This window comes from Kordia sp. E (assembly GCF_056033805.1).
On the sequence record NZ_JBRASR010000006.1, the window covers coordinates 497,190 to 523,187 of the forward strand.

Annotated in this window: 32 protein-coding genes; 18 read left to right on the plus strand and 14 right to left on the minus strand. The window is 31.9% G+C overall.

Going from position 1 to position 25,998, the window contains the following annotated elements:
- Nucleotides 1–10 precede the first annotated feature (10 nt).
- From ACUUYC_RS24185 to gwsS, 6 genes are all read left to right on the plus strand, one after another.
- The gene (locus ACUUYC_RS24185; RefSeq protein ID WP_474270187.1) at nucleotides 11–514 is read left to right on the plus strand and encodes a hypothetical protein; all 504 of its coding nucleotides are present in this window, start codon (nucleotides 11–13) and stop codon (nucleotides 512–514) included.
- Nucleotides 515–518: 4 nt separating this feature from the next.
- Nucleotides 519–1,124, plus strand: a complete 606-nt coding sequence (locus tag ACUUYC_RS24190) for a carboxymuconolactone decarboxylase family protein (protein ID WP_474270189.1) — start codon at nucleotides 519–521, stop codon at nucleotides 1,122–1,124.
- Nucleotides 1,125–1,449: 325 nt separating this feature from the next.
- A complete protein-coding gene (locus ACUUYC_RS24195) occupies nucleotides 1,450–1,680 on the plus strand; it encodes a hypothetical protein (protein ID WP_474270191.1) in 231 nt (76 codons plus the stop codon).
- 55 nt (nucleotides 1,681–1,735) lie between these two features.
- Nucleotides 1,736–2,695 carry a grasp-with-spasm system ATP-grasp peptide maturase gene (gene gwsG / locus ACUUYC_RS24200; protein WP_474270193.1) on the plus strand — a complete coding sequence of 320 codons (960 nt, stop codon included), beginning with the start codon at nucleotides 1,736–1,738 and terminating at the stop codon, nucleotides 2,693–2,695.
- A complete protein-coding gene (locus ACUUYC_RS24205) occupies nucleotides 2,692–2,907 on the plus strand; it encodes a hypothetical protein (RefSeq protein WP_474270195.1) in 216 nt (71 codons plus the stop codon). Before gwsG ends, ACUUYC_RS24205 begins: the two co-directional genes overlap by 4 nt.
- Complete coding sequence (gene gwsS, locus ACUUYC_RS24210) at nucleotides 2,895–4,013, plus strand: grasp-with-spasm system SPASM domain peptide maturase (protein ID WP_474270198.1); 1,119 nt, start codon at nucleotides 2,895–2,897, stop codon at nucleotides 4,011–4,013. The genes ACUUYC_RS24205 and gwsS overlap by 13 nt, the downstream gene beginning before the upstream one ends.
- A 78-nt stretch (nucleotides 4,014–4,091) precedes the next feature.
- Here gwsS and ACUUYC_RS24215 read toward each other — a convergent pair whose 3' ends face one another.
- The 4 genes from ACUUYC_RS24215 to ACUUYC_RS24230 all read right to left on the minus strand — a co-directional run bounded on the left by ACUUYC_RS24215 (nucleotide 4,092) and on the right by ACUUYC_RS24230 (nucleotide 6,827).
- The gene (locus ACUUYC_RS24215; protein WP_474270201.1) at nucleotides 4,092–4,937 is read right to left on the minus strand and encodes an enoyl-CoA hydratase/isomerase family protein; all 846 of its coding nucleotides are present in this window, start codon (nucleotides 4,935–4,937) and stop codon (nucleotides 4,092–4,094) included.
- 18 nt (nucleotides 4,938–4,955) lie between these two features.
- Nucleotides 4,956–5,291, minus strand: coding sequence for a nuclear transport factor 2 family protein (locus tag ACUUYC_RS24220; RefSeq protein ID WP_474270204.1), 336 nt, complete (start codon nucleotides 5,289–5,291; stop codon nucleotides 4,956–4,958).
- A gap of 106 nt (nucleotides 5,292–5,397) precedes the next feature.
- Nucleotides 5,398–6,252, minus strand: coding sequence for an AraC family transcriptional regulator (locus ACUUYC_RS24225; RefSeq protein ID WP_474270207.1), 855 nt, complete (start codon nucleotides 6,250–6,252; stop codon nucleotides 5,398–5,400).
- Between the two features lie 17 nt (nucleotides 6,253–6,269).
- Nucleotides 6,270–6,827 (minus strand): 1-acyl-sn-glycerol-3-phosphate acyltransferase, encoded by a 558-nt coding sequence (locus ACUUYC_RS24230; RefSeq protein WP_474270209.1) that lies wholly within the window; start codon nucleotides 6,825–6,827, stop codon nucleotides 6,270–6,272.
- A 421-nt stretch (nucleotides 6,828–7,248) separates the two neighbouring features.
- Between ACUUYC_RS24230 and ACUUYC_RS24235 the strand changes: the two genes are divergently transcribed.
- Nucleotides 7,249–8,472: a porin family protein gene (locus ACUUYC_RS24235; RefSeq protein ID WP_474270211.1), complete on the plus strand. Its 1,224-nt coding sequence runs from the start codon at nucleotides 7,249–7,251 to the stop codon at nucleotides 8,470–8,472.
- Nucleotides 8,473–8,603: 131 nt separating this feature from the next.
- Here ACUUYC_RS24235 and ACUUYC_RS24240 read toward each other — a convergent pair whose 3' ends face one another.
- The 6 genes from ACUUYC_RS24240 to ACUUYC_RS24265 form a co-directional block, all read right to left on the minus strand.
- On the minus strand, nucleotides 8,604–9,686 hold the full coding sequence (locus ACUUYC_RS24240; protein ID WP_474270214.1) for an iron-containing alcohol dehydrogenase family protein: 1,083 nt from the start codon (nucleotides 9,684–9,686) through the stop codon (nucleotides 8,604–8,606).
- A 46-nt stretch (nucleotides 9,687–9,732) separates the two neighbouring features.
- Entirely contained in the window at nucleotides 9,733–10,356 is a 624-nt protein-coding gene (locus tag ACUUYC_RS24245) for a CatA-like O-acetyltransferase (protein ID WP_474270217.1), read from the minus strand.
- Complete coding sequence (locus ACUUYC_RS24250; RefSeq protein WP_474270219.1) at nucleotides 10,356–11,054, minus strand: HAD family hydrolase; 699 nt, start codon at nucleotides 11,052–11,054, stop codon at nucleotides 10,356–10,358. The genes ACUUYC_RS24245 and ACUUYC_RS24250 overlap by 1 nt, the downstream gene beginning before the upstream one ends.
- On the minus strand, nucleotides 11,045–11,758 hold the full coding sequence (gene kdsB / locus ACUUYC_RS24255; protein ID WP_474270570.1) for a 3-deoxy-manno-octulosonate cytidylyltransferase: 714 nt from the start codon (nucleotides 11,756–11,758) through the stop codon (nucleotides 11,045–11,047). The genes ACUUYC_RS24250 and kdsB overlap by 10 nt, the downstream gene beginning before the upstream one ends.
- A gap of 92 nt (nucleotides 11,759–11,850) precedes the next feature.
- On the minus strand, nucleotides 11,851–12,717 hold the full coding sequence (locus ACUUYC_RS24260) for a hypothetical protein (RefSeq protein WP_474270221.1): 867 nt from the start codon (nucleotides 12,715–12,717) through the stop codon (nucleotides 11,851–11,853).
- A gap of 62 nt (nucleotides 12,718–12,779) precedes the next feature.
- A complete protein-coding gene (locus tag ACUUYC_RS24265) occupies nucleotides 12,780–14,204 on the minus strand; it encodes an ATP-dependent DNA helicase (protein ID WP_474270224.1) in 1,425 nt (474 codons plus the stop codon).
- A gap of 190 nt (nucleotides 14,205–14,394) precedes the next feature.
- On the opposite strand from ACUUYC_RS24265, the gene ACUUYC_RS24270 reads away from it, so the two are divergent.
- Genes ACUUYC_RS24270 through ACUUYC_RS24280 form a run of 3 tightly spaced genes read left to right on the plus strand, consistent with a single transcriptional unit; the run spans nucleotide 14,395 to nucleotide 16,626 of the window.
- Complete coding sequence (locus tag ACUUYC_RS24270; RefSeq protein ID WP_474270226.1) at nucleotides 14,395–15,252, plus strand: hypothetical protein; 858 nt, start codon at nucleotides 14,395–14,397, stop codon at nucleotides 15,250–15,252.
- Complete coding sequence (locus ACUUYC_RS24275; protein WP_474270229.1) at nucleotides 15,230–16,066, plus strand: DUF3822 family protein; 837 nt, start codon at nucleotides 15,230–15,232, stop codon at nucleotides 16,064–16,066. Before ACUUYC_RS24270 ends, ACUUYC_RS24275 begins: the two co-directional genes overlap by 23 nt.
- Nucleotides 16,066–16,626 (plus strand): RsmD family RNA methyltransferase, encoded by a 561-nt coding sequence (locus ACUUYC_RS24280; protein ID WP_474270230.1) that lies wholly within the window; start codon nucleotides 16,066–16,068, stop codon nucleotides 16,624–16,626. The genes ACUUYC_RS24275 and ACUUYC_RS24280 overlap by 1 nt, the downstream gene beginning before the upstream one ends.
- A gap of 92 nt (nucleotides 16,627–16,718) precedes the next feature.
- On the opposite strand, the gene ribH is transcribed toward ACUUYC_RS24280, so the two are convergent.
- Together ribH and ACUUYC_RS24290 are read right to left on the minus strand one after the other, a co-directional pair.
- Entirely contained in the window at nucleotides 16,719–17,204 is a 486-nt protein-coding gene (gene ribH, locus ACUUYC_RS24285) for a 6,7-dimethyl-8-ribityllumazine synthase (protein ID WP_474270232.1), read from the minus strand.
- A 5-nt stretch (nucleotides 17,205–17,209) separates the two neighbouring features.
- A complete protein-coding gene (locus ACUUYC_RS24290) occupies nucleotides 17,210–18,022 on the minus strand; it encodes a tetratricopeptide repeat protein (protein WP_474270234.1) in 813 nt (270 codons plus the stop codon).
- A gap of 111 nt (nucleotides 18,023–18,133) precedes the next feature.
- Here ACUUYC_RS24290 and recF point away from each other — a divergent pair, with 111 nt between their 5' ends.
- Entirely contained in the window at nucleotides 18,134–19,213 is a 1,080-nt protein-coding gene (gene recF / locus ACUUYC_RS24295) for a DNA replication/repair protein RecF (RefSeq protein WP_474270236.1), read from the plus strand.
- Nucleotides 19,214–19,219: 6 nt separating this feature from the next.
- Nucleotides 19,220–19,516, plus strand: a complete 297-nt coding sequence (locus tag ACUUYC_RS24300; protein WP_474270239.1) for a DciA family protein — start codon at nucleotides 19,220–19,222, stop codon at nucleotides 19,514–19,516.
- Between the two features lie 177 nt (nucleotides 19,517–19,693).
- On the opposite strand, the gene ACUUYC_RS24305 is transcribed toward ACUUYC_RS24300, so the two are convergent.
- Nucleotides 19,694–20,113, minus strand: a complete 420-nt coding sequence (locus ACUUYC_RS24305) for a nucleoside-diphosphate kinase (protein WP_430412525.1) — start codon at nucleotides 20,111–20,113, stop codon at nucleotides 19,694–19,696.
- 187 nt (nucleotides 20,114–20,300) lie between these two features.
- Between ACUUYC_RS24305 and ACUUYC_RS24310 the strand changes: the two genes are divergently transcribed.
- The 6 genes from ACUUYC_RS24310 to ACUUYC_RS24335 all read left to right on the plus strand — a co-directional run bounded on the left by ACUUYC_RS24310 (nucleotide 20,301) and on the right by ACUUYC_RS24335 (nucleotide 24,336).
- Complete coding sequence (locus tag ACUUYC_RS24310; protein ID WP_474270242.1) at nucleotides 20,301–21,314, plus strand: DHH family phosphoesterase; 1,014 nt, start codon at nucleotides 20,301–20,303, stop codon at nucleotides 21,312–21,314.
- A 3-nt stretch (nucleotides 21,315–21,317) separates the two neighbouring features.
- On the plus strand, nucleotides 21,318–21,881 hold the full coding sequence (gene gldI, locus ACUUYC_RS24315) for a gliding motility-associated peptidyl-prolyl isomerase GldI (protein WP_474270245.1): 564 nt from the start codon (nucleotides 21,318–21,320) through the stop codon (nucleotides 21,879–21,881).
- 13 nt (nucleotides 21,882–21,894) lie between these two features.
- Nucleotides 21,895–23,094, plus strand: coding sequence for a peptidylprolyl isomerase (locus tag ACUUYC_RS24320; RefSeq protein WP_474270248.1), 1,200 nt, complete (start codon nucleotides 21,895–21,897; stop codon nucleotides 23,092–23,094).
- 174 nt (nucleotides 23,095–23,268) lie between these two features.
- Nucleotides 23,269–23,490 (plus strand): hypothetical protein, encoded by a 222-nt coding sequence (locus ACUUYC_RS24325; protein WP_474270249.1) that lies wholly within the window; start codon nucleotides 23,269–23,271, stop codon nucleotides 23,488–23,490.
- Nucleotides 23,491–23,767: 277 nt separating this feature from the next.
- Nucleotides 23,768–23,998, plus strand: coding sequence for a hypothetical protein (locus ACUUYC_RS24330; RefSeq protein ID WP_474270251.1), 231 nt, complete (start codon nucleotides 23,768–23,770; stop codon nucleotides 23,996–23,998).
- Between the two features lie 128 nt (nucleotides 23,999–24,126).
- Nucleotides 24,127–24,336, plus strand: coding sequence for a hypothetical protein (locus ACUUYC_RS24335; RefSeq protein ID WP_474270253.1), 210 nt, complete (start codon nucleotides 24,127–24,129; stop codon nucleotides 24,334–24,336).
- A 67-nt stretch (nucleotides 24,337–24,403) separates the two neighbouring features.
- Here the strand turns inward: ACUUYC_RS24335 and ACUUYC_RS24340 are convergent, their stop codons facing one another.
- A complete protein-coding gene (locus tag ACUUYC_RS24340) occupies nucleotides 24,404–25,864 on the minus strand; it encodes an aminoacyl-histidine dipeptidase (protein ID WP_474270255.1) in 1,461 nt (486 codons plus the stop codon).
- Nucleotides 25,865–25,998 lie beyond the last annotated feature (134 nt).

Here is a 25,998-nt window from a genome sequence, read left to right on the forward strand (position 1 = left end):
AATCAATCGGATGAAAAATATTGTTGTACTTCTAATTTTTATGGTAAGTGTTAGTATTCTGTCTGCGCAAGACATGAATAATACTAAGTTAGGTGAAATTTTAACTAAGCAATCAGATACCATTCAAGGTCAAGCTGGAAACTGGCGTTTTGCGGTGAATGATAAACTTTTTATTTGTTTGACAGATGAGAAAAATAATAGAATGCGTATTATTTCTCCTATTACAGAAGTTTCAAACGTAGATGAAAAAATGTTAAAGAACTGCTTAACAGCAAACTTTCACACAGCTTTAGATGTAAAATATGCAATTTCTGATGAAGTACTTTGGTCTGTATTTATTCATCCACTAAAAGAACTTTCAGAAACTCAAGTTATAGATGCAGTTGCGCAAGTGTATAATGCAAATTATACCTTTGGCACTATCTATTCAAGTACAAATTTATCGTTTCCAGGCGCTATTGGACAAGAAAAAGAAAAACCTAAAGAACAAAAACTACCAAAACAAAAAATATAAATATATGAGTTGGATACACATTATTCCGTTTGAAAAAGCTACAGGAAAACTCAAATCCATTTACAACAAAATTAAAGGCCCAAACAATCAAATTGATAATGTTTTAGGTATTCATAGTCTTCGTCCGCATACACTTACGGGACATATGAGTTTATATAAAAACACACTACATCATACAAATAATACATTTCCAAACTGGTTTTTAGAATTGTTAGGAACCTACACAAGTTTCATCAATAAATGTGATTATTGTTACGAACATCATTTTGCTGGAATGAAACGTTTTCTTTGTGATGATGAAAAAGCTGATGACATCAAAAAACATATTGAAAACAATTCTTTAGATAAAATCTTATCTGAAAAAGAAATGTCTTTAGTTCAGTATGCTAAGAAGTTAACGTTCGCTGCTGCAGATTTGACTCGCGATGATATTGATACACTTCATGATTTTGGTTATGACGATGGCGAAATTTTAGAAGTGAATCAAGTGGTTGCTTATTTTAATTACGCTAATCGCACGGTTTTAGGTTTAGGTGTAAACATCAAAGGAGAAGTTTTAGGCCTATCACCTAGTAATAAAAACGACGAATCTTCTTGGGATCATCGTTAATCATTTTTTAAATTTATACTAGCACTTTTTTTCAAAATAGCACAAAACAACACACTACAATCATTTAGTTTGCAGCCTTCTACTGCATGAAATATCTTTACTTTATCAAAAGTAAAGACACTCATTTATTGATTTATTTTTAGCGTTAAATCATGATAAATACTACAATTTGTAGTATTTATCATATAGCTTAATCTCAGTATTTTACACTCCACAAGTTACAATCTTGCTACAATTGTAGAAGATGTTATGCTGCGCAGCATGGATAAGGGAATGCTGAAAACCTTAAAAAACTAGAGTAAGCTATAATTATAAACCAATTAAAATGAAAAAACTAGAAAGTTTAAAAAATGGTAAATTCAAAGCAAAAGAATTAAAAAATGCAGGAAGTATTGTTGGAGCAACTGACTTATCAGATGGTGCTTCTTCTTCATACAGAACAAGTAAAACATACCTAACTAGCTGTCCACCGCATCCAGCGATGGCAGATCATCATAGTGATATTCGTTTTGATCACAGAGTAGAACCTATCAATGACGATCATTCAATGCTATAACTAAACATTCATAAAGGGAGAATACACAGTTCTCCCTTTTTGTAAACTTTTCACTATGATTTTGATTAAATCTAACTCAGAAGATTATTCAACTACACAAGTTATAAAGTGGTTGAAACATTATGACACGCCTTTTTTACGACTTAATAATACTACGTTTTTAAAAGATTTAAAACTATATAACGACACGATTGAATTCACGCATGATGAAAACCAAGTATCGCTCTCAGAAGTATCAAAGTATTGGTATCGTAGAGGAAGATGGGATACATTCCAAAGAAAAAATCTTCATAGCGTAACTGATAAAACGTTTCATCGTTATTTGAATTATTTTAATAAAGAAGCTGAACGCGATGTCGTAAATACTATTGAATCTGCTTTGGCAAAAAAGTCTCTGAATCGATATCAAACTTCATCAAATATCAACAAATTAGCTGTATTAGCTACTTGCAAGGACTTAGCTATTACAACACCAGATACACTCATTACCAATTCGAAAACTGTATTGAAAGATTTTGTTTTACAACATAAAGAAGTCATCACAAAAGCTGTCAATAATTTAGATCCGAATGTAAAAGGAGAAGTTTTTGCCGATTTGATGACTAAAAAAATTACGCTAGAGACTTTAACACAATTGCCAGATGCTTTCAATATGAGTTTGTTTCAAAACTTGGTAGAAAAAGTATTTGAAATTCGCACGTACTTTTTAGTTGATCGTTTCTATTCGATGGCAATATTTTCACAGAATGATGATAAAACGAAAGTAGATTTTAGAAATTATAACATGAAATCGCCCAACAGATGCGTTCCGTATCAACTGCCGAGTTCACTTGAAACAAAACTTCGAAAACTACTAGAAACCTATGAATTGAATTCTGCTTCACTCGATATTATCTATACTACCGAAGACGAATACAGTTTCCTTGAAATCAACCCAATAGGACAATATGATATGACTTCAAAACCTTGCAATTACTTTTTAGATGAAGCAATTGCTAAACATTTAGCATCATGAAAGACGAACAAATTATAGAAGCCTTGCAACAACAAATGCAAGAAACACCCGAATTGTTTGAAGCCGTTTTTTTTCTATCAGAATTGAAAGGACAAAGCAAACTCACTGAAAACTCTGGCCATTTAAAGATTATAGAATTACCCGATTATCAAACAGATTCACATCCAGTTGACACCAAATACCATAAACCAATTTCACGATGTTTTCACTAAATTCACAGAATAACGATCAATATTTGCTCGTTTTTGCAGCATGCTTAATTACAAAAGGGCACAACAGAACATTACTCACCGATAGTCAACGTGGAAAATTTGATTTGATTCCGAATGATATGCTAGACTTTATAGAGAATGCAAAACTGTATTCTATTAAAACATTATTTAAGCTATATGGAGCTGAAAATAAGGAAGTCGTAGAAAGTTATGTTTCTTATATTTTGGACAATGAGTATGGTTTTTTAGCAAATAAAAAAATACGTCATAATTTTCCTGAAATTAAAGTCGATTGGAAGAATCCATCAACAATTACCAATAGTATTATTGATATTAAAGATTTTGAACTCACGAAAACATATTTTGAACATATTATTTCACAATTGAACGATTTACAATGTGAAGCTGTACAAATTCGCTCGTATATTCCATTAAACTTTGAGCAACTGGAATACTTAGCAAATTGTGTGAAACGTACTTGTATTGAACATTTAGAAATTTACGTAAAAGATAGTGCTGAAATTCCTTTAAACACATTGATTACTCTTTTGCAACAGCATACAAAAATCTCTAACTTAATTGTACATACTGCGACTAAAAATGAGGAATATGATGTGATAAAAAAGCTTTCCTCTATTTATCATACAACACAAAAATTAACTGATGAAACATGTTGCGGATTGATTCAAAAACAATATTTCAATGCTGTAAAGAGCCATTACATGGAAGCGCATTTTCACAATAGCTGTCTGAATCGGAAAGTTTCTGTTGATGGAGATGGAAACTTAAAAAATTGTCCGTCAATGCAGGCTTCTTACGGAAATGCAGCAGACACAAATTTGAATGACATTATTACTAATGAAGATTTTATTTCTGTATGGGATTTAAAAAAAGACTTTATCCTAACCTGTCAAGATTGTGAATTTAGATATGTATGTACAGATTGTCGCGCATATGTAGAAGATCCAGAAAATTTATATGCGAAGCCTTTAAAATGTGGATATGATCCGTATACAAATGAATGGTCAGATTGGGAAGAAAACCCTTTAAAACAGAAAGCAATTGTGCACTATGAATTCTCTAATATAAAACGAGCTGTTTCGTAATTATATTAGGTAAAAAACGAATACTCTTTTTATAAAAGAACACCCGTTTTTACTATTCACTAAATTTATTTGTTACTCTTAGTTGATTTCTTGTAAATCAATTAACATATTCTCCCAGTTTTTCTGATTTTCATGATCAAATTGTGCGCCATTTTCATCAGCGATTGTAAATCGTTTGATTGCTGGAGTTTTACTTGTTGCCTGAAAAAGTTGATACGCTTCTTCCTTCAAAGCTTCTGCTATTGGCAAATCAATAGAAGCATAAACCGCACGCTTACAAGCTTCGATAGATTCGGCTGGGAATTTTGAAATACGATCAGCTAAAGCTGCTACATATGGTCCTATTTCATCTGCATTAAGTGCTTTGTTAATTGTACCAAACTTTTCCGCTTCATCGGCATCCCAATCTTTTGCTCCTAAAATAATCTCTAAAGCTTTACCTAGTCCAACTTGTCTTGCCATACGAGAAGCTCCACCTCCACAAGGTAAAATTCCCATACCGACTTCCATTTGCATAAATTTAGCTTTTCCTCTGACCGCAAAACGCATGTCTAAGGCTAAAGCCATTTCATGTCCGCCTCCACGTGCAAAACCTTCTATTTTTGCAATAGTAGCCTGTGGAACATTACTCAACCTTTCCAATACAGATTGCAAGTCAAGTAATTTAACTTCGTTTCTAGGTACAGCTTCTGTAGACATATCTCTTAACAGATTTGTATCATAATGACATACCCAATACCCAGGATTGGATGATTCAAAAACGACTACTTTTACACTTCTATCTCGCTCTAAACGTAAGCAAAGACTGCTCAAGTCTGCCAACATTTCTTGTCCTTGAACATTTACTGGTCCGAAATTAATTGTTACTATTAGAACTGCATCTTTTTGTACTGCTTTGAATGTTTGAAAATTTTTGTAATCCATTATCGTATATTTAAAAAATTAATTATTAATTGCTGCGAATGTGTGCTGCTTTATTTTACCATTTTCGATGATATATGTATCTGTTGCCAGCAACACATCTAAATGTTTGTTTTTTCCATGCCAAACGAAATAGACAACATTGCCATGCGTTTCTTGCTTGATCGTTATAAAGTCAAAATCTTTAAAGTTGGGTAGAAACTCCTTGTAAAAATTTAAGATTTCAGTTCGTCCTTTATACGTATGGTCGGGCGTAATAAATAAAGCATCATCTGAGTAATCTTTGACTACTTGAGATGGATTTAGCGTATCAACAGCTTTCATATGACTGATAAAAACCTCTTGTGCTTTTTTCATTATAAATTTGTTTTAGTAAAAAATTATAATGCAAATTTACCCTAGAGGTTTGGGTCATACCTTGTAAGAAAAAAAGAGGATTTAGTAAAAAAAGAGGATTAAGAATTTAGATAGAATCTTTTAGGCTTATTTTATATGCACCTGCAGTAATTCCTTTGTAGCTCAAAAAAGTTTTATCTAAATGACTACTGTCTGTAAATCCAAGTTCTTGCGCTATTTCTGTAACTGTAGAATCTGTGTATTTCAATCGAGTTTCAGCTAATTTTATTTTATAAGTAAGAATATATTTTTTTAAACCAATTCCCGTTTCGCGTTTAAAAAACTCGCTAATATAGTTTTCTGAAATATGGAATTGATTTGCTATTTCTTTCTTTAATAATTTTTTAGGTTCATGAATATGATAATGGATATAATTTATAATATCTTGGATTTTTGAATCAGAAATTTTTGAAGAAATAAAACTTACATTTCTGGAAATTATATGAAGTATGGAATGTAATGTTGATTTTAAAATAGCTTCATTCTTTAAACATTCATCATTATATTCATTACAAAGTACCGTAAATAATGCATAAAGACTACTTTCATCTGTTTTTGACTCTAGCGTTATATGTGATGTGCGATTACTACTATGTAATATGGTTTCTATTTTCTTGAACCATTGTTTTCGTTGTATATGATTTTCATCTAGTGAAGAATTATTAAAAAAACTGTATAGAAATTTTATAGCAGAAACCGATGTTGGCTTTTCAATTTCAAAATTATATTTGTCGTTAGGCACTAATATGAATATCTGATTCTCATTATAATTTACCTTATGATTATTTATAATTAATGTTCCAGCACCTTTTTCTATAAATAAGATTTCAAAAAAACGTATCGGCATGTATTTACAAAAAGCCAAAAACATTGTTTCTTCAAACTTTTCGATTACAATATTTTCAAAAATGGTTCTTGGCATTTTTACTTTATGGTTGATTATTGATTGTAGCGAAAGCTTTTTTCAGGAACTTTTCCAACAACACCTTTAAAAAATTCATGAATGTATTCAAAATCGGCTTCCATATTGTCCGTTGGATAAAACGGTTCGTCTATTTTGACTTCTTTTTTACCAAAATCAAACGCAACTAACGTAATTGGCAAATTTGCTTCTTTTGCAATGTAATAAAATCCTGTACGAAGTTCATCAACACGTTTTCGCGTTCCTTCAGGAGCCAATGCTAAACGAAATTCTTCTTTTCCCTCAAACACTTTAGCTATGGCTTGCACCTTATTTTGTCCAGGAGTTCTATCAACTGGTGCGCCACCTGTCCAACGAAAATACCAACCAAAAGGGAATTTGAACAATTCTTTTTTCCCTACATAATTGATTTGCATTTTCGTGATACCACGAATCATTAAACCGATATAGAAATCGTGCCAACTTGTATGTGAAACTACTGCAACAATACATTTTTTCACTTCGGGATTAAAAGCTCCTTTTATTTTCCACTTCATTAACTTGAAGTAGATAAACTTATAAATTGCATGCATCATTTGGGGAAAAATTTTAGTTGTATCTATTTTTTAATAGCAAAGCTAATTTAGTGAAGTTTCAAGAATTGAACTATTAATTACAATAATAACTTTCATAATCAGTAAACTGCCTTTTTGGCTATAACAATTACATTGAAAAAGTGTTTAGTTAATGATGATTCACGGAATTATAGTATAGTTCGGTAACACCATATCACATACATTCGTATTTTTGGACTGTAAAATATACACTGAATCAGCACATAGAATTCTATGTAAACAACTCTTTCATGAATTAATCTGCTGTAAGTTTTATACATTCAAACTTAACATGTTAAAAAAACTAAATTTCATGTTACGTTACGATAAACATCACTACTAATTATTTGAAAAACATTTCTATTTATATACAACTCTAATTAATACATTAACATTTTACTACATGAAAAAACAATTACTACTGATTTTAACTTTACTTACGAGCTTCTATTCTTTTGGTCAAATTTCCTATGAAAAGGGATATTTTATCACGAATGCAGGTGAAAAAATTGATTGTTATATTAAGAATGACGACTGGAAAAATAATCCGAGTGAATTTCAATATAAACTAACAGAGACTTCAGAAAAGAAATCAACCAAGATTAATAATGTAAAAGTTTTTGAAATATACAATGCATCAAAATATGAACGTCATGCAGTTTTTATAGATGTTTCGATTCAAAATCTTCACGAATTAGGAGAATCAAAAGAACCAAAATGGCAAGAAAAACAACTATTTTTAAAAGTGCTAATGGAAGGAAAAGCTTCTTTATATTCATATGTTAATGGTAATTTGAGAAAATACTTTTTCCGTATTAACAATGGAAAAATTCAACAACTTATCCATAAAAAGTATATGACACCTGAAAATAAGATTGGTGAAAATGTAGAATTTAAAAAGCAGTTATGGGATCATTTAAAATGTGATGCAATTACAACGAATAAAATAAAAAATACGACGTACACAAAAGGGAAATTAGTAAAATTGTTTGCTACTTATAATACATGCAATGGTGAATCTTTTACAAACCTTTCTGCTAAAGACAATAAAAATAATTTCAATTTATCCATAAAACCAGGAATTAATTTTTCTTCATTTGAACTTGGGAGCACTTTTAATTCTCGATATAATATTGATTTTGGTCAAAATACAGGATTACAACTTGGACTTGAAGCAGAAGTTGTTCTAAATTTTAATAAGAATAAATGGGCACTTGTAGCCGAACCAACCTATATTTCATACAAATCTGAAAAAGAAGTCATATACTCGCAAACTACTTCTGAGACAAGAACAACGAATGTAATGATAGATTATAGTGCTATTGAAATACCAATAGGAGTTCGTCATTATTTTTTCTTGAACGATACTTCAAAGTTATTTATAAGCGCTTCTTACAAATTCAATATTGTATTTAAAAAAGATTTAGAAGCGGAAAGAACTGATTTTCTTGACATAACGTTAGAACCAAGAGGTAATTATGTCTTTGGATTTGGCTATAAATATAACAACAAATATAGTGTTGAGTTTAGATACAATACAACTAGAGAAATGTTGCCACCAAACGGGTTTTTCCAACTATCCGATTATAATAGTGTCGCATTAGTATTTGGATATACATTATTCTAAGTTAAAATTTTCAATGAAAAAAGGTTTTAGAATCGCATCGATTTCTAAAACCTTTTTTTATATATTAAAACATACCATTTTTTTCAAATCTATACTTTATAAAAAAGTTAGTGAAGGTACATTTATAGAAATTACATTTTCATATACATGTTTTTCAACTTCTCTCGTGTAATGATTTCTTGCCAGTTTTTACCCAAAGCATTTTCCCAAAGTGGAACTAACATCAACGCAATATCAATCATGATGTCAAATTCTTTATCTGTTAAGTCTTTACAAACTCCAGTTGGAATTTCAATATCATGTTTACGAACCATTTTTTTGAATTCAGAAACTCCTTGCGGATAAAATTCTTCTAAATGATTGAACACAATACAATTTCCTATTCCATGTTTTGTTCCTAGTAAATAAGCAAGTCCGTAACTCATTGCATGCGCTACACCAACTTGTGAATAAGCAATACTCATTCCGCCATGCCAAGAAGCCATCATTAACTTATCTTCAGAATCTTCATCACGTACATTTTTCTCTAAGAAAACGTTTCTACACAACTCCAATGCTTTTTCCCCATAACTTTGGCTAAACGCATTTAAGTACGTTCCTGTTAACGATTCTATACAATGAATATAACAATCCATTCCTGTGTAAAACCATTGATTTTGTGGAACGCCACGTGTTAATTCTGGATCTAATACTACTTGATCAAAAGGTGTGAAATCTGAATTGATTCCTAATTTCTTTTCTGGACCAGTTAATACCGTTGTTCTTGAAACTTCTGCGCCAGTTCCTGAAATCGTTGGAATTCCAACATGATATACAGCTTCATTACTGACTAAATCCCAACCTTGATAATCGGCTGCACTTCCTTCATTTGTCAACATTATTGCGACTGCTTTTGCCATATCAAGTAATGTTCCTCCTCCAATTCCAATAATTCCTGATGGGTTTTCAGTAAAACGTCCTTTTAGTTCAGCGACTAAAGCATCAACTTGTGAAGTTTTTGGTTCTTCTTCTGCTGATACAAATACAATTTGATCTAAAAATCGAAGCGGAATTCTATCAATTAGCCAAGGATTGTTTTCAAAAACATCATCCACCAAAAAGATAAACGGCGCTTTTGTATTGACGCGTTTTGGTGTCAAAATTTCTTGTATCTGGTTAAAACTTCCTCTTCCGAAGATCACTCTGGGAACCATTGGAAAGTTTTTATACTCCATAGTTAGTTGGTTTAATAGTGTAAATATAAATATTACGTTAGGTTATTTAGTGTTTCAATAAATATTCTTGAAATTTTTCGGTAAACTGTCCAACATGATAGCCGTCCATCAATGCGTGATTTACCGATACTGAAACCGTCATTATTTTTTTATCATTTTTAGCGACCATTTTACTGAAAGCTATTCTTGGAACCGACTCTTGTTTTCCATGAAACGGTTCTTTATGTCCTGTAAAGTGTGTCCAAGGCAATGCCGAGCAAAACACACAATCTTCTGTATTTTTTGGTGGAAACAGATCCGTTGAATTGATAATTCGATCTTTTTCCGCTTCTATATTTTGTTTAAATAATTCAAAGTCTGCATCATATTCAATAAACGAAAACCCAAAAGTTTTGTCTGGTCGCATAATTGTTGCTGACGCATGAATATTGTCATGAATGACTACTTCATTTTTATTTTCAATACGATATTTAAACGCTTCTATTTCATTAATTGCTTTCATACAATCGTGCAAATAGACTGCAAAAAAACTATTATCAGTCGCTTTTGCAAAGTCATATGCTTGGGTAACGTCCATTGGCGCTGCAACGGCAAAAAACGGATCTTTGAATGTATTAAAAAATTCAAAGTGTTGTTTACGATTCCATGTATCTACATTTAGCTTCTTCACTACAAATAATTTAACACCTGAGTGATGTCTTTTACGACATGATATCCATTAGATTCTTCATTTGGAGAAACCGTTTCGTGTTGCCAAGTTGTATGAAATGGCACATGAATCGCCTTTCCTCCTATGTTTACAATTGGTAACACATCAGATTTTAGTGAGTTTCCAATCATTAAAAATTCATTGACATTTATTTCTAAATGATCGAGTAAATCTTTGTAATTTTTTTCTTTTTTATCACTCATCACTTCTACATGATGAAAATATTTGGTCAAGCCAGATTTTTCAAGCTTTCGTTCCTGATCAAGTAAATCGCCTTTGGTTAAGACTAGTAATCTGTATTTTTTGCTTAATTCTTCTAACACATCTTCTATTCCATCTAACAATTCTACAGGCATAGAAATCATTTCTTTTCCAAGTTGAATGATTTCAGAAATGACTTTGTTTGAAATTTTTCCGTTGGATAGTTCAATAGCACTTTCTACCATAGATAACATAAAACCTTTGATTCCATATCCGTATGTAGAAAGGTTTTTCATTTCCATCTTGAATAATTCTTGATCAATGGTATTTTCAGTTTCGTATGCAGAAAGTAATTGTGCAAACTTGTGCTCTACATCTCTAAAATAGGTTTCATTCACCCAAAGTGTATCATCAGCGTCAAAAGCGATCACTTTTATGTTATTGTAACTTATTTCCATTCTTTCTTTGCGCGTTCTAAATCTTCTGGTGTATCAATTTCGACACCTTCAACTGATGTTTCAACCATTTTTATTTTTTTACCAAATTCCAAATAGCGAATGCATTCTATCTTTTCAGTAGCTTCCAATGTTTTCATTGGCAATTCATAAAAATCTAGCAATGCTTGCTTACGAAACGCATAAATTCCTTTATGCTTAAAGTACTTAGCACCTGCATTTTCATCTCTTGGATATGGAATTGGTGAACGAGAAAAGTACAACGCAAAATCGCGCTGATCAACAATAACTTTCACCGTATTTGGATTTTTTATTTCGTCCCAATCTTTGATTTGCACCATTAAGGAAGCTAAATCAATTTCTTTGTTTGGATCATCATAAAACACATTGATCACTTTTTCAAGACTTTCTTTTTCCGTAAATGGTTCATCACCTTGCACATTGATTACAATATCTGCTTCAACATTTTGCACGGCTTCAGCTATACGATCACTTCCAGATTGGTGTTCTTTTTTACTCATAATTACATTTCCACCATTTCGTGCTATTTCTTCACGAATAACATCACTATCAGTTACTACATACACTTCTTCAAAAAGTTCAGTAGCTACAGTAGCTTCATATGTTCTGGTAATTACGGTTTTTCCGTGCAAATCTTGCATCAACTTTGCTGGAAAGCGTGAAGCTGCATATCGTGCCGGAATCATTGCTATTATTTTCAAATGTGCTCGTTTTATAAACTCAAAAATACAATTTTAAATACAATTTGTAGTGTATTTATAACGTATCTGATATTATTTTAATTTTCTACAACTGCGCTATCAGCAACAATTTTAGCAAGTAATTGCTGTCCAGCTTCTTTGCTAATACTGATAAAGTTGATAATTATTTTTTCATCAAAATCAAGGTTTCCATCTTTATCCAATTTTTCAATCATATTATTGATGCTTAGATAAAATTCTTTTGATTGATTTCTATTTTGCCCATGATACAGGCTTAAAATTGTATGCGAACCTTGTCCTGCATTTTCTGCTGGTGTTATTGCTAGTAGTTCTTCATATTTTTTTGCTTCTAGTTGCTGTTTCATTTTTGCCTGATCTAGCACTAATTCAAATGGTCCTATTGCTGTAGCTTCTGCCCAATTGTCATCATTTTCAATAAAAGGCTCACCTGCTCTGGTATATCCAAGATATATTGGCACAATAATTATTGCTACTAATTCAATTATCCATACAACAGTTAACATGGTTCCATTAACATTTCCTCCACTTCTAAATCCCCAAGTTCCTTCTGCATTAGCAAATTCAATTCCACGAAGTAAAACATCAAAGTTTTGAATTATTTCCATGTATGAAATTTCAAAATGATATCCTATCCATACAATCCAACTACAATAATATCCTGCAATTCCAATTAAAATACCAAATAGTAAAGCGAGCATTTTGTTTCGAACTTTACCCAAGTCTACTACAAAACTTGCTACGAATCCAAGACCAAGCGCAATTCCTGCCAAACATAAAAAGTTTAGATAGATTATTGGAATAAACAAGATAGCATACGAATATATAAATCCGAGTAAAGGCGCGGCAATACAAATAGCTAATAAAAGGTATAAAAAACTAATAGGGTTAAACTTGCCCGAAGGCTTGTAGTACAAATTATTCATGCGATACAATTATTATTTATGGTTAATTTTTTTAAAAATAGGAAAAATATTTTTAGCATTTTTTAAGAAATGAAGAAGTCATCCGAAAATCCTATGAGATATAGTTTTTCTTGCGCTCTTGTCATTGCTGTATATAACCAACGCATATATTCTTTTCCAACACCATTGGGTAAGTATGGCTGTTCTATGAAAACAGTTTTCCATTGTCCACCTTGTGATTTATGACAGGTAATGGCGTAACTAAATTTTACTTGTAATGCATTGAAATATTTATTCCCTTTTACTTTTAAAAATTTCTTGTACTTAGAGGTTTCACTTTCGTAATCGTTCATGACTTCCTGGTAGAGCCTGTTTCCATCTTCATAGGGTAATGCTGGTGTTTCTGCATGAATTGTATCTAGCATTAATACCGTTTCAAGTGGTTTTTGATTTGGATAATCGACCATTCGTATGTTTACTTCTGCAAAACGAAAACCATATAATTCTTTGATTGCAAAAATTTCTAAAACTTCTATAATATCGCCATTAGCAATAAACCCGGCTTCAGAAGTTGCAGGCAGCCAAAAATAATTGTTTTTAACAACCATTAAATAATCGCCAGCTGACAATTCATTTTCATTAAATAAGATCCGATTTCTAATTTGTTGATTGTAAATGTTAGCTCTTTTGTTAGATCGGACAATGATTGCCATTTCTTCTTTTCCATCATCGGAATATGCATCACTGATAGCATCTTGAATTTCGTAACCGTCGATTAATCGGACTATATCTGGAAAGTTAGAGAGTTGAAATTTGAATTCTGCGTAAAACTGTTCATTCAATTGTTCACGAATATTAGTTGCATTTACGAGTATTCCAGAGTCAGCATCTTGTCGAACAACTTCATCCAATTCAATAAGCGTCACATTTTTATCATAATTTAACTCCAGCGTACTTTCATCCAAGGCAGGACTTATATCAAGTTTTACAGGTGGCAACTGCGCTGTATCTCCAATTAAAATCAGTTTACAATTATGACCAGCATACACATACATCATTAAATCATCTAACAAAGAACCATTTTCAAAGAGCTTAGAGTCACTTGGAGAATCTGGAATCATTGAAGCTTCATCCACTATAAAAAGTGTATCACGATGCTTGTTTGGTTGCAATACAAAGCTTACACCACCACCTTTATCTTTTTTGGGGAAGTATATTTTTCTATGAATTGTATGTGCTTGCTTCTTAGAGTAATTACTAATTACTTTTGCTGCACGACCTGTTGGAGCTAACAAAACTGCTTTTTTTTTGGTATGCCATAAATGTGTTACAAGCGTACCAATTGTAGTTGTTTTTCCTGTACCTGCATATCCTTTTAATAAGAACAATGCATCTTTGTCTGTTCCAAAAATAAACTCAGATAGTTTGTGTAAAACTACATCTTGCTTAAAAGTTACTTCATGTGGAAATTTACTTTTCAGTAATTTATAAAATGTAGTTGCATCCATAATTGTAAAATTACCTGCTCTTTTTTCAAGATCAGAGAACGAAAATAGAAAAGTAAATTGAATGATTACGCTTCAATTCATTTTTTATAAACATAAATATGCTTTTTTTGGTGAAATACTTTTACGATTAAAAAAAAATTGTAGATTTGCGTATATTGATGTTCTTATAACAAAACTATTCTTAATAGAGATGAAACACGTAAAACAAAAATTCAATTTAGTCTTATCATTAGTAACTGTCTTTTTACTACTTCCTGCATTATCAATAGCTCAAGAAGCGGAAGCAGTTAGAGGAGGTTTTTTCGACACGATTAAAACACCTTTGATTGTTATTTTAGCTATTGTTATTGCCATTGGCCTTTTATTCGTTATTGAGAAATTAGTTCCAAGAAAATTACGCCCAATATTTGCTTTAGGGTTTATGTTAGCATCTATTTTCTTTGGGTATAAGATTTACAATTCAATCATGGCTCCAGTTGAGTTCAAGCAACAAAAAGTAGAGAGATACAAAGCTGTTATTAATAACTTAAAAGATATTAGAGATTCACAGTTAGCTCACAAAACAATTACTGGTACGTATGCAAAAGACTTTGCTACTTTAGAAAAGTTTGTTGAGTCTGCTCAATTTGCTATCGTTGAAAAAAGAGATTCTAGTTATATAGAATTTGATAAAATTTATAAAATTGACAAACTGAAAGAAGTTGTCATTATAGATACGTTAAGCTTTGAGCCTGTATTAGATTCTTTATTCCAAGGAACTGATCGTTACAAGAAAATGAAGTTTGTACCGTACGCTCAGAATGATAAGGAATTATTTAAAATGGAAACTAAAACTATAGAAATAAGTGGTTATAACGCACCTGTTTTTAAAGTTTCTGTATTAAAAGATGTTATTTTATTCGATCAGGATAAAGATTTATTAAAACAAGAAAATAGAATTATTTCTGTGGATGAAGTTGATGGAAATCAAATTTTCGTAGGATCACTTGATAAAGTTAGTGATAGCGGAAACTGGCCAACGAGTTATGAAATTGAAACAAAAAGATAAAGATATAAATCAATCAGATTTTCAAAAGTTGTCCATTCAGATTTCTCTGAATGGACTTTCTTTTTGTATCCTAGATGCAATTGAAAATGAAATTACCTCTTTACAACATTTTCAATTTGAAACGGTTACAAATCCTTTACAGTTAGAAGTTGCGATTATTAATGTGTTAAATACACATAAAGACTTGTTTGATCAGCCTTTTCAAGAAGTAATCATAAGTCATATAAATACGTTATCTACATTTGTCCCTAAACCTTTATTTTCAGACAAAAACTTATCAGATTATCTGAAATACAACAACAAAATTTTATCAAACGACTATATTACATTTGATGTTGTGACAAGTAATGACATGGTAAACGTGTATATTCCGTATGTAAACATCAATAATCTGTTTTTTGACAAGTATGGCGTGTTTACATACAAACATTTTGCAACTATTTTGTTAGAAAACATTTTTCAACTATCAGAAAATAGTCAAGAAGCTACGGTATTTGTCCATATTCAGAAAGATCAATTTGAAATTATTGTCATCAAGAATAAGAAGTTATTATTCTACAATTCTTTTGAATACGTAACTCCTGAAGATTACATTTATTATTTATTATTCACCATCGAACAACTTGAATTAAACACCAACGAACTACAACTTTATTTCTTAGGTGAAGTTTCAAAAGAAGATACTTTATATACAATTACATATACATATGTTCGTAATGTTTCATTTGTAAATAAAAAATATCCGTTTACGTTTCACGAACATGTTCAGAAACCCAAGCCTCACAAAGATTTCACACTACTAACAAATTTCTAATGCGAATTATTTCTGGAAAACATAAAGGACGACGATTAACAGCTCCAAAGAAATTACCTGTACGACCTACTACAGATATGGCTAAAGAATCATTATTTAACATCTTGAATAATCATTTTTATTTCCATGAATTAAGCGTATTAGATTTGTTTTCGGGAACAGGAAATATAAGTTACGAGTTTGCTTCACGTGGCTCAGAAGTTGTTACAGCCGTTGATGGTGATTATGGTTGCGTAAGTTATATAAAAAAGACTGCTGCCCTATTAGAGATGGATATTACTGCAATTAAAAGTGATGTATATAAGTTTTTAGAACGTACACACTTACAATCAGATATTATATTTGCAGATCCTCCATATGCGTTTACACTAGAACAGTTTGAACGTATTGCTTCAATCGTGTTTGAAAGAGGTTTACTCTTAAAAGATGGTTTTTTAATCGTAGAACACGCGAAAGAAACAAAACTCGATCATGCGCCTTATTTTAGCTTTTCAAAAGGCTATGGAAGTTCGGTATTTAGCTTTTTTCAACTTCCTGAAACTACAAATGAAGAAGAATAGCATCTCGACTGTGCTCGATGTGACCTTATAAATACAAAAAACCGTTATAGAATGTTCTACAACGGTTTTTTATTTTATTGAACTTATTAAGTCTAAAACTTTCGTAATGCAGCCATTTTAATAGCGGCTACTGCAGCTTCAGTTCCTTTGTTTCCATGAATTCCTCCAGAACGATCAATTGCTTGTTGCAACGTGTTATCTGTCAATACACAGAAGATTACTGGAATATCCGAATTCACATTTAAATCCTTAATTCCTTGTGCTGTGGCACTACATACAAAGTCAAAATGCTTTGTTTCACCTTGAATCACACTTCCAATTGCTATAATAGCATCTACTTTTTGTGTTTTTTGCATGTGTTTTGCTCCATACACCAATTCATAGCTTCCTGGTACATTCCAACGAATTATATTGTCTTCTGCAACACTATTCTCTATTAAAGTAGTTATTGCACCTTCACAAAGTCCTTCCGTAATATTCTCGTTCCACTCAGAAACAACAATCCCAAATCGAAAATCTTTCGCATTTGGGATTGTAGCTTTATCGTATGTAGATAAATTTTTATTTACTGTCGCCATATTTTTTAGTTCAAGGCTTCTGCTTTTCCTATGTATACTTCTAACATTTTTCCGTCAGGTGTATTTTTAAAGTTAGCATAATCACTTTCAATTCTGTTAAAATATTGCAATGCTTTTCCAGCTTCTCCTAAATCTAAAGCCGTAATTCCTGCTTTAAATAAGTAAATTGGAGTCGTTGCTTCGTTATCACTATGCTTAAATGCTTTCTCGTAATACTCTAATGCTTCTTTTTGCTGATCTAATTGTGCAAATGCATCTCCTAAAGCTCCTTTTGCTTTAGCTCCAATAACAATATCTGAAGATTTAAATTCCGATAAGTGCTCAATTGCCTTTTCGTAATTGTTTAAATTCAAATATGCAATACCTGAACTATAGTTTGCTAAGTTCGCTGCATTTGTTCCAGGATAATTTTTGATAATGTTTAAATATCCAAACTTTCCTTCTCCACCTTGTAGCGCTAAATTGAATAATGAATCTCTTTGTGCCAATCCGTTTACCACTTGGTCATTAAGATTTACACTTAAAGCTTCATTAAAATAAGAGTTTGCTTGAAACACTTCGTTTGCAGCTTCTTGCTCTTGTGGAGCAGCAAATGCTTTACTATAAATTAAATACCCTAAAAGAACAACTGCAATTGCACCAATACCAATAAAGATATATTTCTGATTTCCTGCTACCCATTCTTCTGTTTTGGACGCAGTTTCGTCTAAAGTATTAAAAACTTCTGCTGTTGTACTTTCTAAATCTTCAGCAGAAACATCTTTCTCCTTGTCTACTTTAGTCTTTACTTTATATCCTCTTTTCTTGTAAGTTGCCATATATTGTATATTAATGTGCGCAAAAATAAAATTTTTATATAGAATTAAAAGCTTATTTATTTGATATTTTTCAATAATTTGCATTTTTATTGTAATGATGCTCCTTTTTTCATGTTTCTAAAGAAATTATCACTTGTAAATTATAAGAATTTTGACACGAGTTCTTTTGATTTTAATCCAAAAATAAATTGTCTTGTCGGGAATAACGGCGTTGGAAAAACCAACGTTTTAGATGCTATTTACCATTTATCGTTCGGTAAAAGCTATTTTAATCCTGTTGCAACACAAAATATTAAACATGGAGAGGACTTTTTTGTCGTTGATGGTTCCTATGAAAAAGGAGAACGTGAAGAACAAATTATTTGTTCACTAAAAAAAGGACAAAAGAAAATTGTAAAGCGAAACGGAAAACCATACGATAAACTTTCAGAACATATTGGGTTTATCCCATTAGTGATCATTTCGCCTGCAGATCGTGATTTAATTACAGAAGGAAGCGATACACGTAGAAAATTCATTGACAGCGTTATTTCGCAATCAAACAAGCAGTATTTACAAAACCTTATCAATTATAACAAAGTACTTTCGCAACGAAACTCTTTATTAAAATATTTTGCATTAAATAGTACGTTTGATGGCGACACACTTAGCATTTACAACGATCAATTGCACAATTTAGGAATTAAAATTTATGCAGAACGCAAAAAGTTCTTAGAAGCATTTGTTCCAATTTTTATGTCGCGCTATAACGCGATTTCAAACGAAAAAGAAACTGTTAATATTGAATACAAGAGTCAATTACATGAAAAAGATTTTCGATCTTTGCTAGAAGAGAACCTGATCAAAGACAAAGTATTGCAATATACTGGTGTTGGAATTCACAAAGATGACCTGACATTTTCAATAGCAACCTATCCGATCAAGAAGTTTGGAAGTCAAGGACAGCAAAAATCATTTCTAATAGCCTTAAAATTAGCACAATTTGATTTTATTAAGCAATTAGCCAATGTAACGCCTATCCTACTCTTAGACGATATTTTTGATAAGTTAGATGAACAACGTGTTGCACAAATTATTTCATTGGTAAACCATGAAGACTTTGGTCAATTATTTATTAGTGACACGCATGCAACAAGAACTGAAGCGATTGTAAAAGAAATTCATCAATCGTATGAGATTTTTAAATTATAATTTATTTTGAAGAAAAGACACACCGAACATAGAACTATTAGCGAAGTATTGAAAGATTTTGTTAGTGAAAACCGATTGGAAGATGGTTTGGATAAAATTGATGCACGTGATGCTTGGGCTAAATTAATGGGAAATGGTGTAAACAATTATACTACGAATGTCATTCTTAAAAATGACACACTCTATGTTTCTCTATCGTCTGCGGTATTACGAGAAGAATTGAGCTATGGAAAAGATAAGATGATTAAAATGCTAAATGAAAATTTAGGAAAAGAATTGATAAAACATATCGTTTTACGATAGAAACGCTAACGCTTTTAGATTGTTGGACAGTCATTCCTGCGTAGGCAAAATCCATTTAGAAAATAAACTATTTTAAAACTGTTGTGAGTTTGAAACTCAAGACAGAGCTTATTATGCTGAAAAACAAAAAAGCCTCAACCAAACGATTGAAGCTTCTCTATATAGTATAAGTTTTCCTTAGAAAATCTCTCTTCCTGAAAAGTGAAAAGCACCTTCAATAGCTGCATTTTCATCACTATCAGAACCGTGAACTGCATTTTCTCCAATAGAAGTTGCATATAAGTTTCTGATTGTTCCTTCTGCTGCTTCTGCAGGATTTGTAGCTCCGATTAAGGTTCTAAAATCACTCACTGCATTATCTTTTTCTAAGATTGCAGCAACAATTGGTCCTCTTGTCATGAATTCTACTAATTCACCAAAGAAAGGTCTTTCGTTGTGAACTGCATAAAATGCTTCTGCATCACGCTTGCTTAATTGTGTTAATTTTAATGCAACAATTTTGAATCCTGAAGCAGTAATTTTTTCTAAAATAGCTCCGATGTGTCCGTTTTCAACAGCATCAGGCTTAATCATGGTAAAAGTTCTTTTTCCAGCCATTATAGTATGTGTAAATAATTTATAAGTTCATGTTTTGAAAAATCAATGCTGATTTTCGGTGCAAAAGTACACAAATACAATTTATTTGCAACTCTATTTTAGTATATTAGCCACCTATGAAAAAGGAAGAGTGTATTTCTGCTCCATTTTTATAGTTTTTTAGATATACATAAGAGAACCTAAGCGCATGAACGAAGTTGATATACAAGCCATAAAAACCGTACTTCAAACACCTAAGAATATTGTTATAATTCCGCATAAAAACCCAGATAGTGACGCTATTGGTTCTACTCTAGCACTCTGGCATTACCTGAAAAACAAAGGACAGGAAGCAATTATCATTGCTCCAAACGATTATCCTGATTTTTTAAAATGGATGCCTGGCGAAGCAGAAATTTTAAAATTCGACGCAAAAAAAGAAGAAGCAAAAAAATATATAGAAGATGCGAATGTTATCTTTACGTTAGATTTTAACGATTTGAGCAGAATTGGAGAAATGCAAGCTGTTGTCGCCAAAAGTGAAGCTACTTTTATTATGATAGATCATCATCAGCAACCAGCCGATTATGCAAAATATATGTATTCTGACACACGCATGAGTTCTACTTGCGAAATGGTTTACAACTTTATCAATTTCCTTGGAGATGAAAATGAAATTACAGCTGAAATGGCATCTTGTTTATACTCAGGAATTATGACAGACACAGGTTCTTTTCGATTTTCTGCAACAACAAGTACTACACATCGTGTTATTGCTAGCTTAATGGATAAAGGCGCTAAGAACAATGAAATTCACAATGCAATTTATGATACAAATAGTCCAAGTAAATTACAATTACTAGGTTGCGCTTTGAAAAACTTAGTGGTTTTGGAAGCATATAACACAGTATATATTACGTTATCTAAGTTAGAACTTTTACAGCACGATTTTAGAAAAGGTGATACAGAAGGTTTTGTAAATTATGGTTTATCATTAAAAGGTATTAAATTTGCTGCAATTTTTATTGAAAACTTACAAGAACCCTATATAAAAATGTCATTACGTTCTAAAGGAGATTTTTCAGTAAATGAGTTTGCTAGAACACATTTTAATGGTGGCGGACATACCAATGCTGCTGGTGGAAGAAGTGATGATTCTATGGAAAATACTGTTAAAAATTTCACCGAAATTATAACCGCTTACAAAAACGAATTAAGTTAAACTATGTATAAAAAAATCATTCTTTTAAGTATTGTTTTTAGCACCATAGTTTCCTGTGCGCAACAAGAAGCACGCAAACCTGTAAATGTTAGATCGGGTACATTTTTAAAGGAATCTGTTGAACGAAACAAAGCATTGATTGCGCAAGAAGAAGCAATGATTCAAGATTTTATTCAAAAAGATACAACACATACGTACACAGCTTCCAAAAACGGATTTTGGTATTTCTATGAAAATACATCTCCAAAAGAAACATACACGCCACGCAAAGGAGATACACTCGTTTATGAATATAATGTAGCAAAAATTGCAGGTGACACCATTTACACAAAACAAGAAATAGGCACACAAGAATATGTCGTAAATAAACAACAAGTTATTTCAGGATTGCGCTACGGCCTACAATTGATGAAAAAAGGTGAAACAGTTACCTTTCTATTTCCATCGCACGTGGCTTATGGTTATCATGGAGATAATAAAAAAGTTGGAACTAATATTCCTATTCAATCTACAATTACCTTACTTAACATAAAAAAAGATAACAAAAACCTAGAAACAGAAAATTAAAATGAATTTTATCATGAACAAAATCACAATTTTTATTGCGATCATAGCATTAGGATTTACATCGTGTAACACGAGTAAATATCCAGACTTGGCAGATGGACTCTATGCAGAAATAGAAACTACTAAAGGAAATATACTTTTAGAGTTAGATTATAAAAAAACACCAGTTACTGCGGCAAACTTTGTAGGTTTAGCAGAAGGAACACATCCTTTATTAGCTGATGATAAAAAAGGAAAACCTTTTTATGACGGAGTTATTTTTCATAGAGTTATGGAAAACTTTATGATTCAGTCTGGTGACCCATTAGGAACTGGAACTGGAGACGCTGGATATAAGTTTGATGAAGAAGAATCTGACTTAAATCACAATCAAGCAGGAACTTTAGCAATGGCAAACTCTGGAAAGAATACTAACGGAAGTCAATTTTACATTACACACGTACCATATCCTTCATTAAATGGAAGATATACTGTTTTCGGAAAAGTTGTGATCAATCCAGCAGATGAAAAAGCATTGAAAGCTAAAATTTCTGATGAGAAAGAACTACAGAAAGCAATTGATTCTGTAAAAATGATTACAGTGGATCTTATTGCTAAAACTCCAGTAACAAAAACACCACAAGCTATGAATAAGCCTGTAGATACTATAATGATGAACAAGGTTCATATTATTCGTCAAGGTTCAGATGCACGTGCTTTCAATGCTCCAAAAGTTTTTGATGATAAAACAAAAGAAGCAATATTAGCAAAAGAAGCTGCTGAAAAGAAGAGAAATGAAATTACAGCAAAAACATTGGCTAAGTTTAATGAGCAAAAAGCTAAAGCTACTGAACTTCCTTCTGGTTTAAAATATCTTGTAACTGAAAAAGGAAACGGAAATAAATTAAAAGTAACTTCTAATGTAGATGTATATTATGCTGTATATTTTGCTGATGGAAATTTATTACAAACAAATAATTTAGAAACTGCTGAAGCTTTAGACGCTGTTAATCCACAGCAAAAAGCTGCTGGTCGTTATGTACCTATGACTACAGAAATTGGTCCTGATGCGAGAATGATTGCAGGTTTTAAAGAAGGATTACAACAATTGAGCGTAGGAGATAAAGCAACACTATTCTTACCATATCACTTAGCATATGGAGAAAGAGGTGGACGTGGAATTCCTCCAAAATCAGATATCGTATTTGAAATTGTTGTTGTAGGTGAAAAATAAAAAATCAAACACTACATAATTAATAAAAGCTCTTCTTAATCGGAAGAGCTTTTCTTTTGGAATAAATTCAGCAATTGATATGACTGTTTCAGAAAGTGACAGAAATGTGTTACAGATATAAATTTAATTTTGAGCCGTTAACTTAAATTAAATATTAATCTAATTCACAAAAAAATGAAAAAGCAATTAAAAAGTTTCAGCCTAAAGAAACAAACCATTTCTAAATTCGAAACTTTCAACACATTAGGAGGAGCGACAACCGATATGACAAATGATGTTCGTAATGAATGCCATCCAAATAATCCAGAACCAGGAAAGCCAACTCCATTTTCAGCAGCTTCAGACTGCACAGCTAGAACACTTCTAGGTGGATGTATAAGTTGGGGTCATTGTTAATCAAAAAGCATGAATTTAATCTGTTTTTTAAAATACTCAAGAAGACTATTCCTATAATGTCTCTTATAAAAAAACAAATTAAAAAACTTGTGAAATTTTGAATAACACATCATAATATTATAACAATAAAAGTTCCTCCTAGCAGGAACTTTTATATTTTTAGTATTGTAGTACCATATTTTATTTCAGGAGAAACACGCTACTAAATACGTTTTTCAACTCTTTTACAAAATAATATTCCTTATGATATTAGCTAACATAACCAAAAACTAATATCATGAAAAAAAAGAGAGCATTATTAAAGTTAAAGAAACAAAAAATTTCTTCTTTAGATGGAAAGCAATTAAATGGTGGAATTATTATTGTGACCACAACTACAATTCAATTTATAACACAACAGGCAAACTGTCGTACACTATTTTGTCCGACTGATACATGCCCAACAATGCCATCAAGTTGTTGTTCGCATACGCAAACAACTACCTTACCGTTTACATTAGCATGTTAAAAATAATAAAAGCCCCTTTTTTTAGGGGCTTTTTCTATAGGTAAAACACGGTAACTATTCTATCTATTTTCCTATTTCGAGGTTTTCATGCTTGAATGATATTTGCAACGAAACAAAAAACACATATCATGAAAAAACAAATGAAAACTTTAGGATTAAAAAAGCAAACAGTTTCTTCTTTAGAAGCTACATTCGTAAATGGTGGTGCACCAACTACACACAACATGATGACAATGCAAAATGGTTGTATTAGTCAACAAGGCTGTAATCCTGTTCCACAAGATCCAAGACCAGACACTGATAATTCTCGTTGTAGACCATGTGGCACTTGGTTATAGAAAATATATTAGAAAAAAAGCTCCTCAATTAATTGAGGAGCTTTTCTGTTTTTAAGTAAACTTAAAATTATTTCTTTGGAATGTTCTTTAAAACTTCCAATACATATTCCCAATATTTTTGTGTTGAAGAAATACTTGCTCTTTCATCAGGTGAATGTGCTCCACGAATTGTTGGTCCAAAACTAATCATTTCCATTGCTGGATAGTTTGTTCCTAAAATTCCACATTCCAATCCTGCGTGACAAGCTGCAACGTTTGGTTCTGCGTTATTTAGTTTCTTATATAAATCAACCATAACTGGTAAAATAGAAGCATTCATATTTGGTTCCCAACCTGGATATGAACCTGAAAATTCCACTTCGCAACCTGAAAGCTCAAAAGAAGCTCTCAATTTTGTCGCCAAGTCCATTTTTCCACTTTCTACAGAAGAACGTGTTAGGCATCCAACTTTGATTTCACCATCTTTTACAATAACTCGTGCAATGTTATTTGATGTCTCTACTAAATCTTCAATATCTGGACTCATACGAAAAACACCATTATGTGCAGCATATAATGAACGTGTGATTCCTTCTTGCACGCCAAGTTCAACAACTCCATTTGGCGTTTCTGTTAATACAACTGATACTTCTAAATCAGCTTCAATCGTAGCAAATTCTTTTTTAATTGTATCAATTTGCAATTTCATTTCAAATTCAAATGCTTCTTGATGTACTTTATCAATCACAACCGTTGCTACACTTTCTCTTGGAATTGCATTTCGCAAACTTCCTCCATTTATTTCAGCAACACGCAATCCGTAGTTTTCAAATCCATCAAATAACAAACGATTCATCAATACATTAGCATTTCCAAATCCTTTATGAATGTCCATTCCACTGTGTCCACCTTGCAATCCATTTACAGTAATTTGGTAACCAACAACTCCTTCTGGTGTTTCTTCAACTACATATGAACGTGTTGCAGTAACGTCAATTCCTCCTGCGCAACCAATTCCAATTTCGTCATCTTCTTCCGTATCAAGATTTAAAAGAATTTCACCTTCAAGCAAACCACCTTTCAATCCCATTGCTCCCGTCATTCCGGTTTCTTCATCTATCGTAAATAAAGCTTCCAAAGCAGGATGTGCAATTGTTTCACTTTCTAAAATTGCCATAATTGTAGCAACTCCAAGTCCATTATCAGCTCCAAGTGTAGTTCCTTTAGCTTTTACCCAATCACCTTCAATAATCATTTGAATTCCTTGTGTATCAAAATCGAAGTCTGTATCCGAATTTTTTTGGTGTACCATATCTAAATGCGATTGCATTACAATGGCTTTTCTATCTTCCATTCCAGCAGTAGCAGACTTTTTTATGATTACATTTCCAACTTCATCGATAACAGTTTCTAAACCTAAATCTTCTCCGAATTTTTTCATGAAAGCAATCACGCGTTCTTCCTTTTTAGAAGGTCGTGGTACTGCGTTCAAATCTGCGAATTTATTCCAAAGTCCGTTAGGGGCTAAAGTTCTTACTTCTTGACTCATGCTATTTTTTTATTATGGATTGAATTAATTGTTTTGCAAAGGTAAATGTTTGCCTTTAAAATTGCTTGTTTTTTTAAGAAATACATTGTAGAACAATTTGCGTATTGACAAAAATATCACAGCATTTTAGAAAT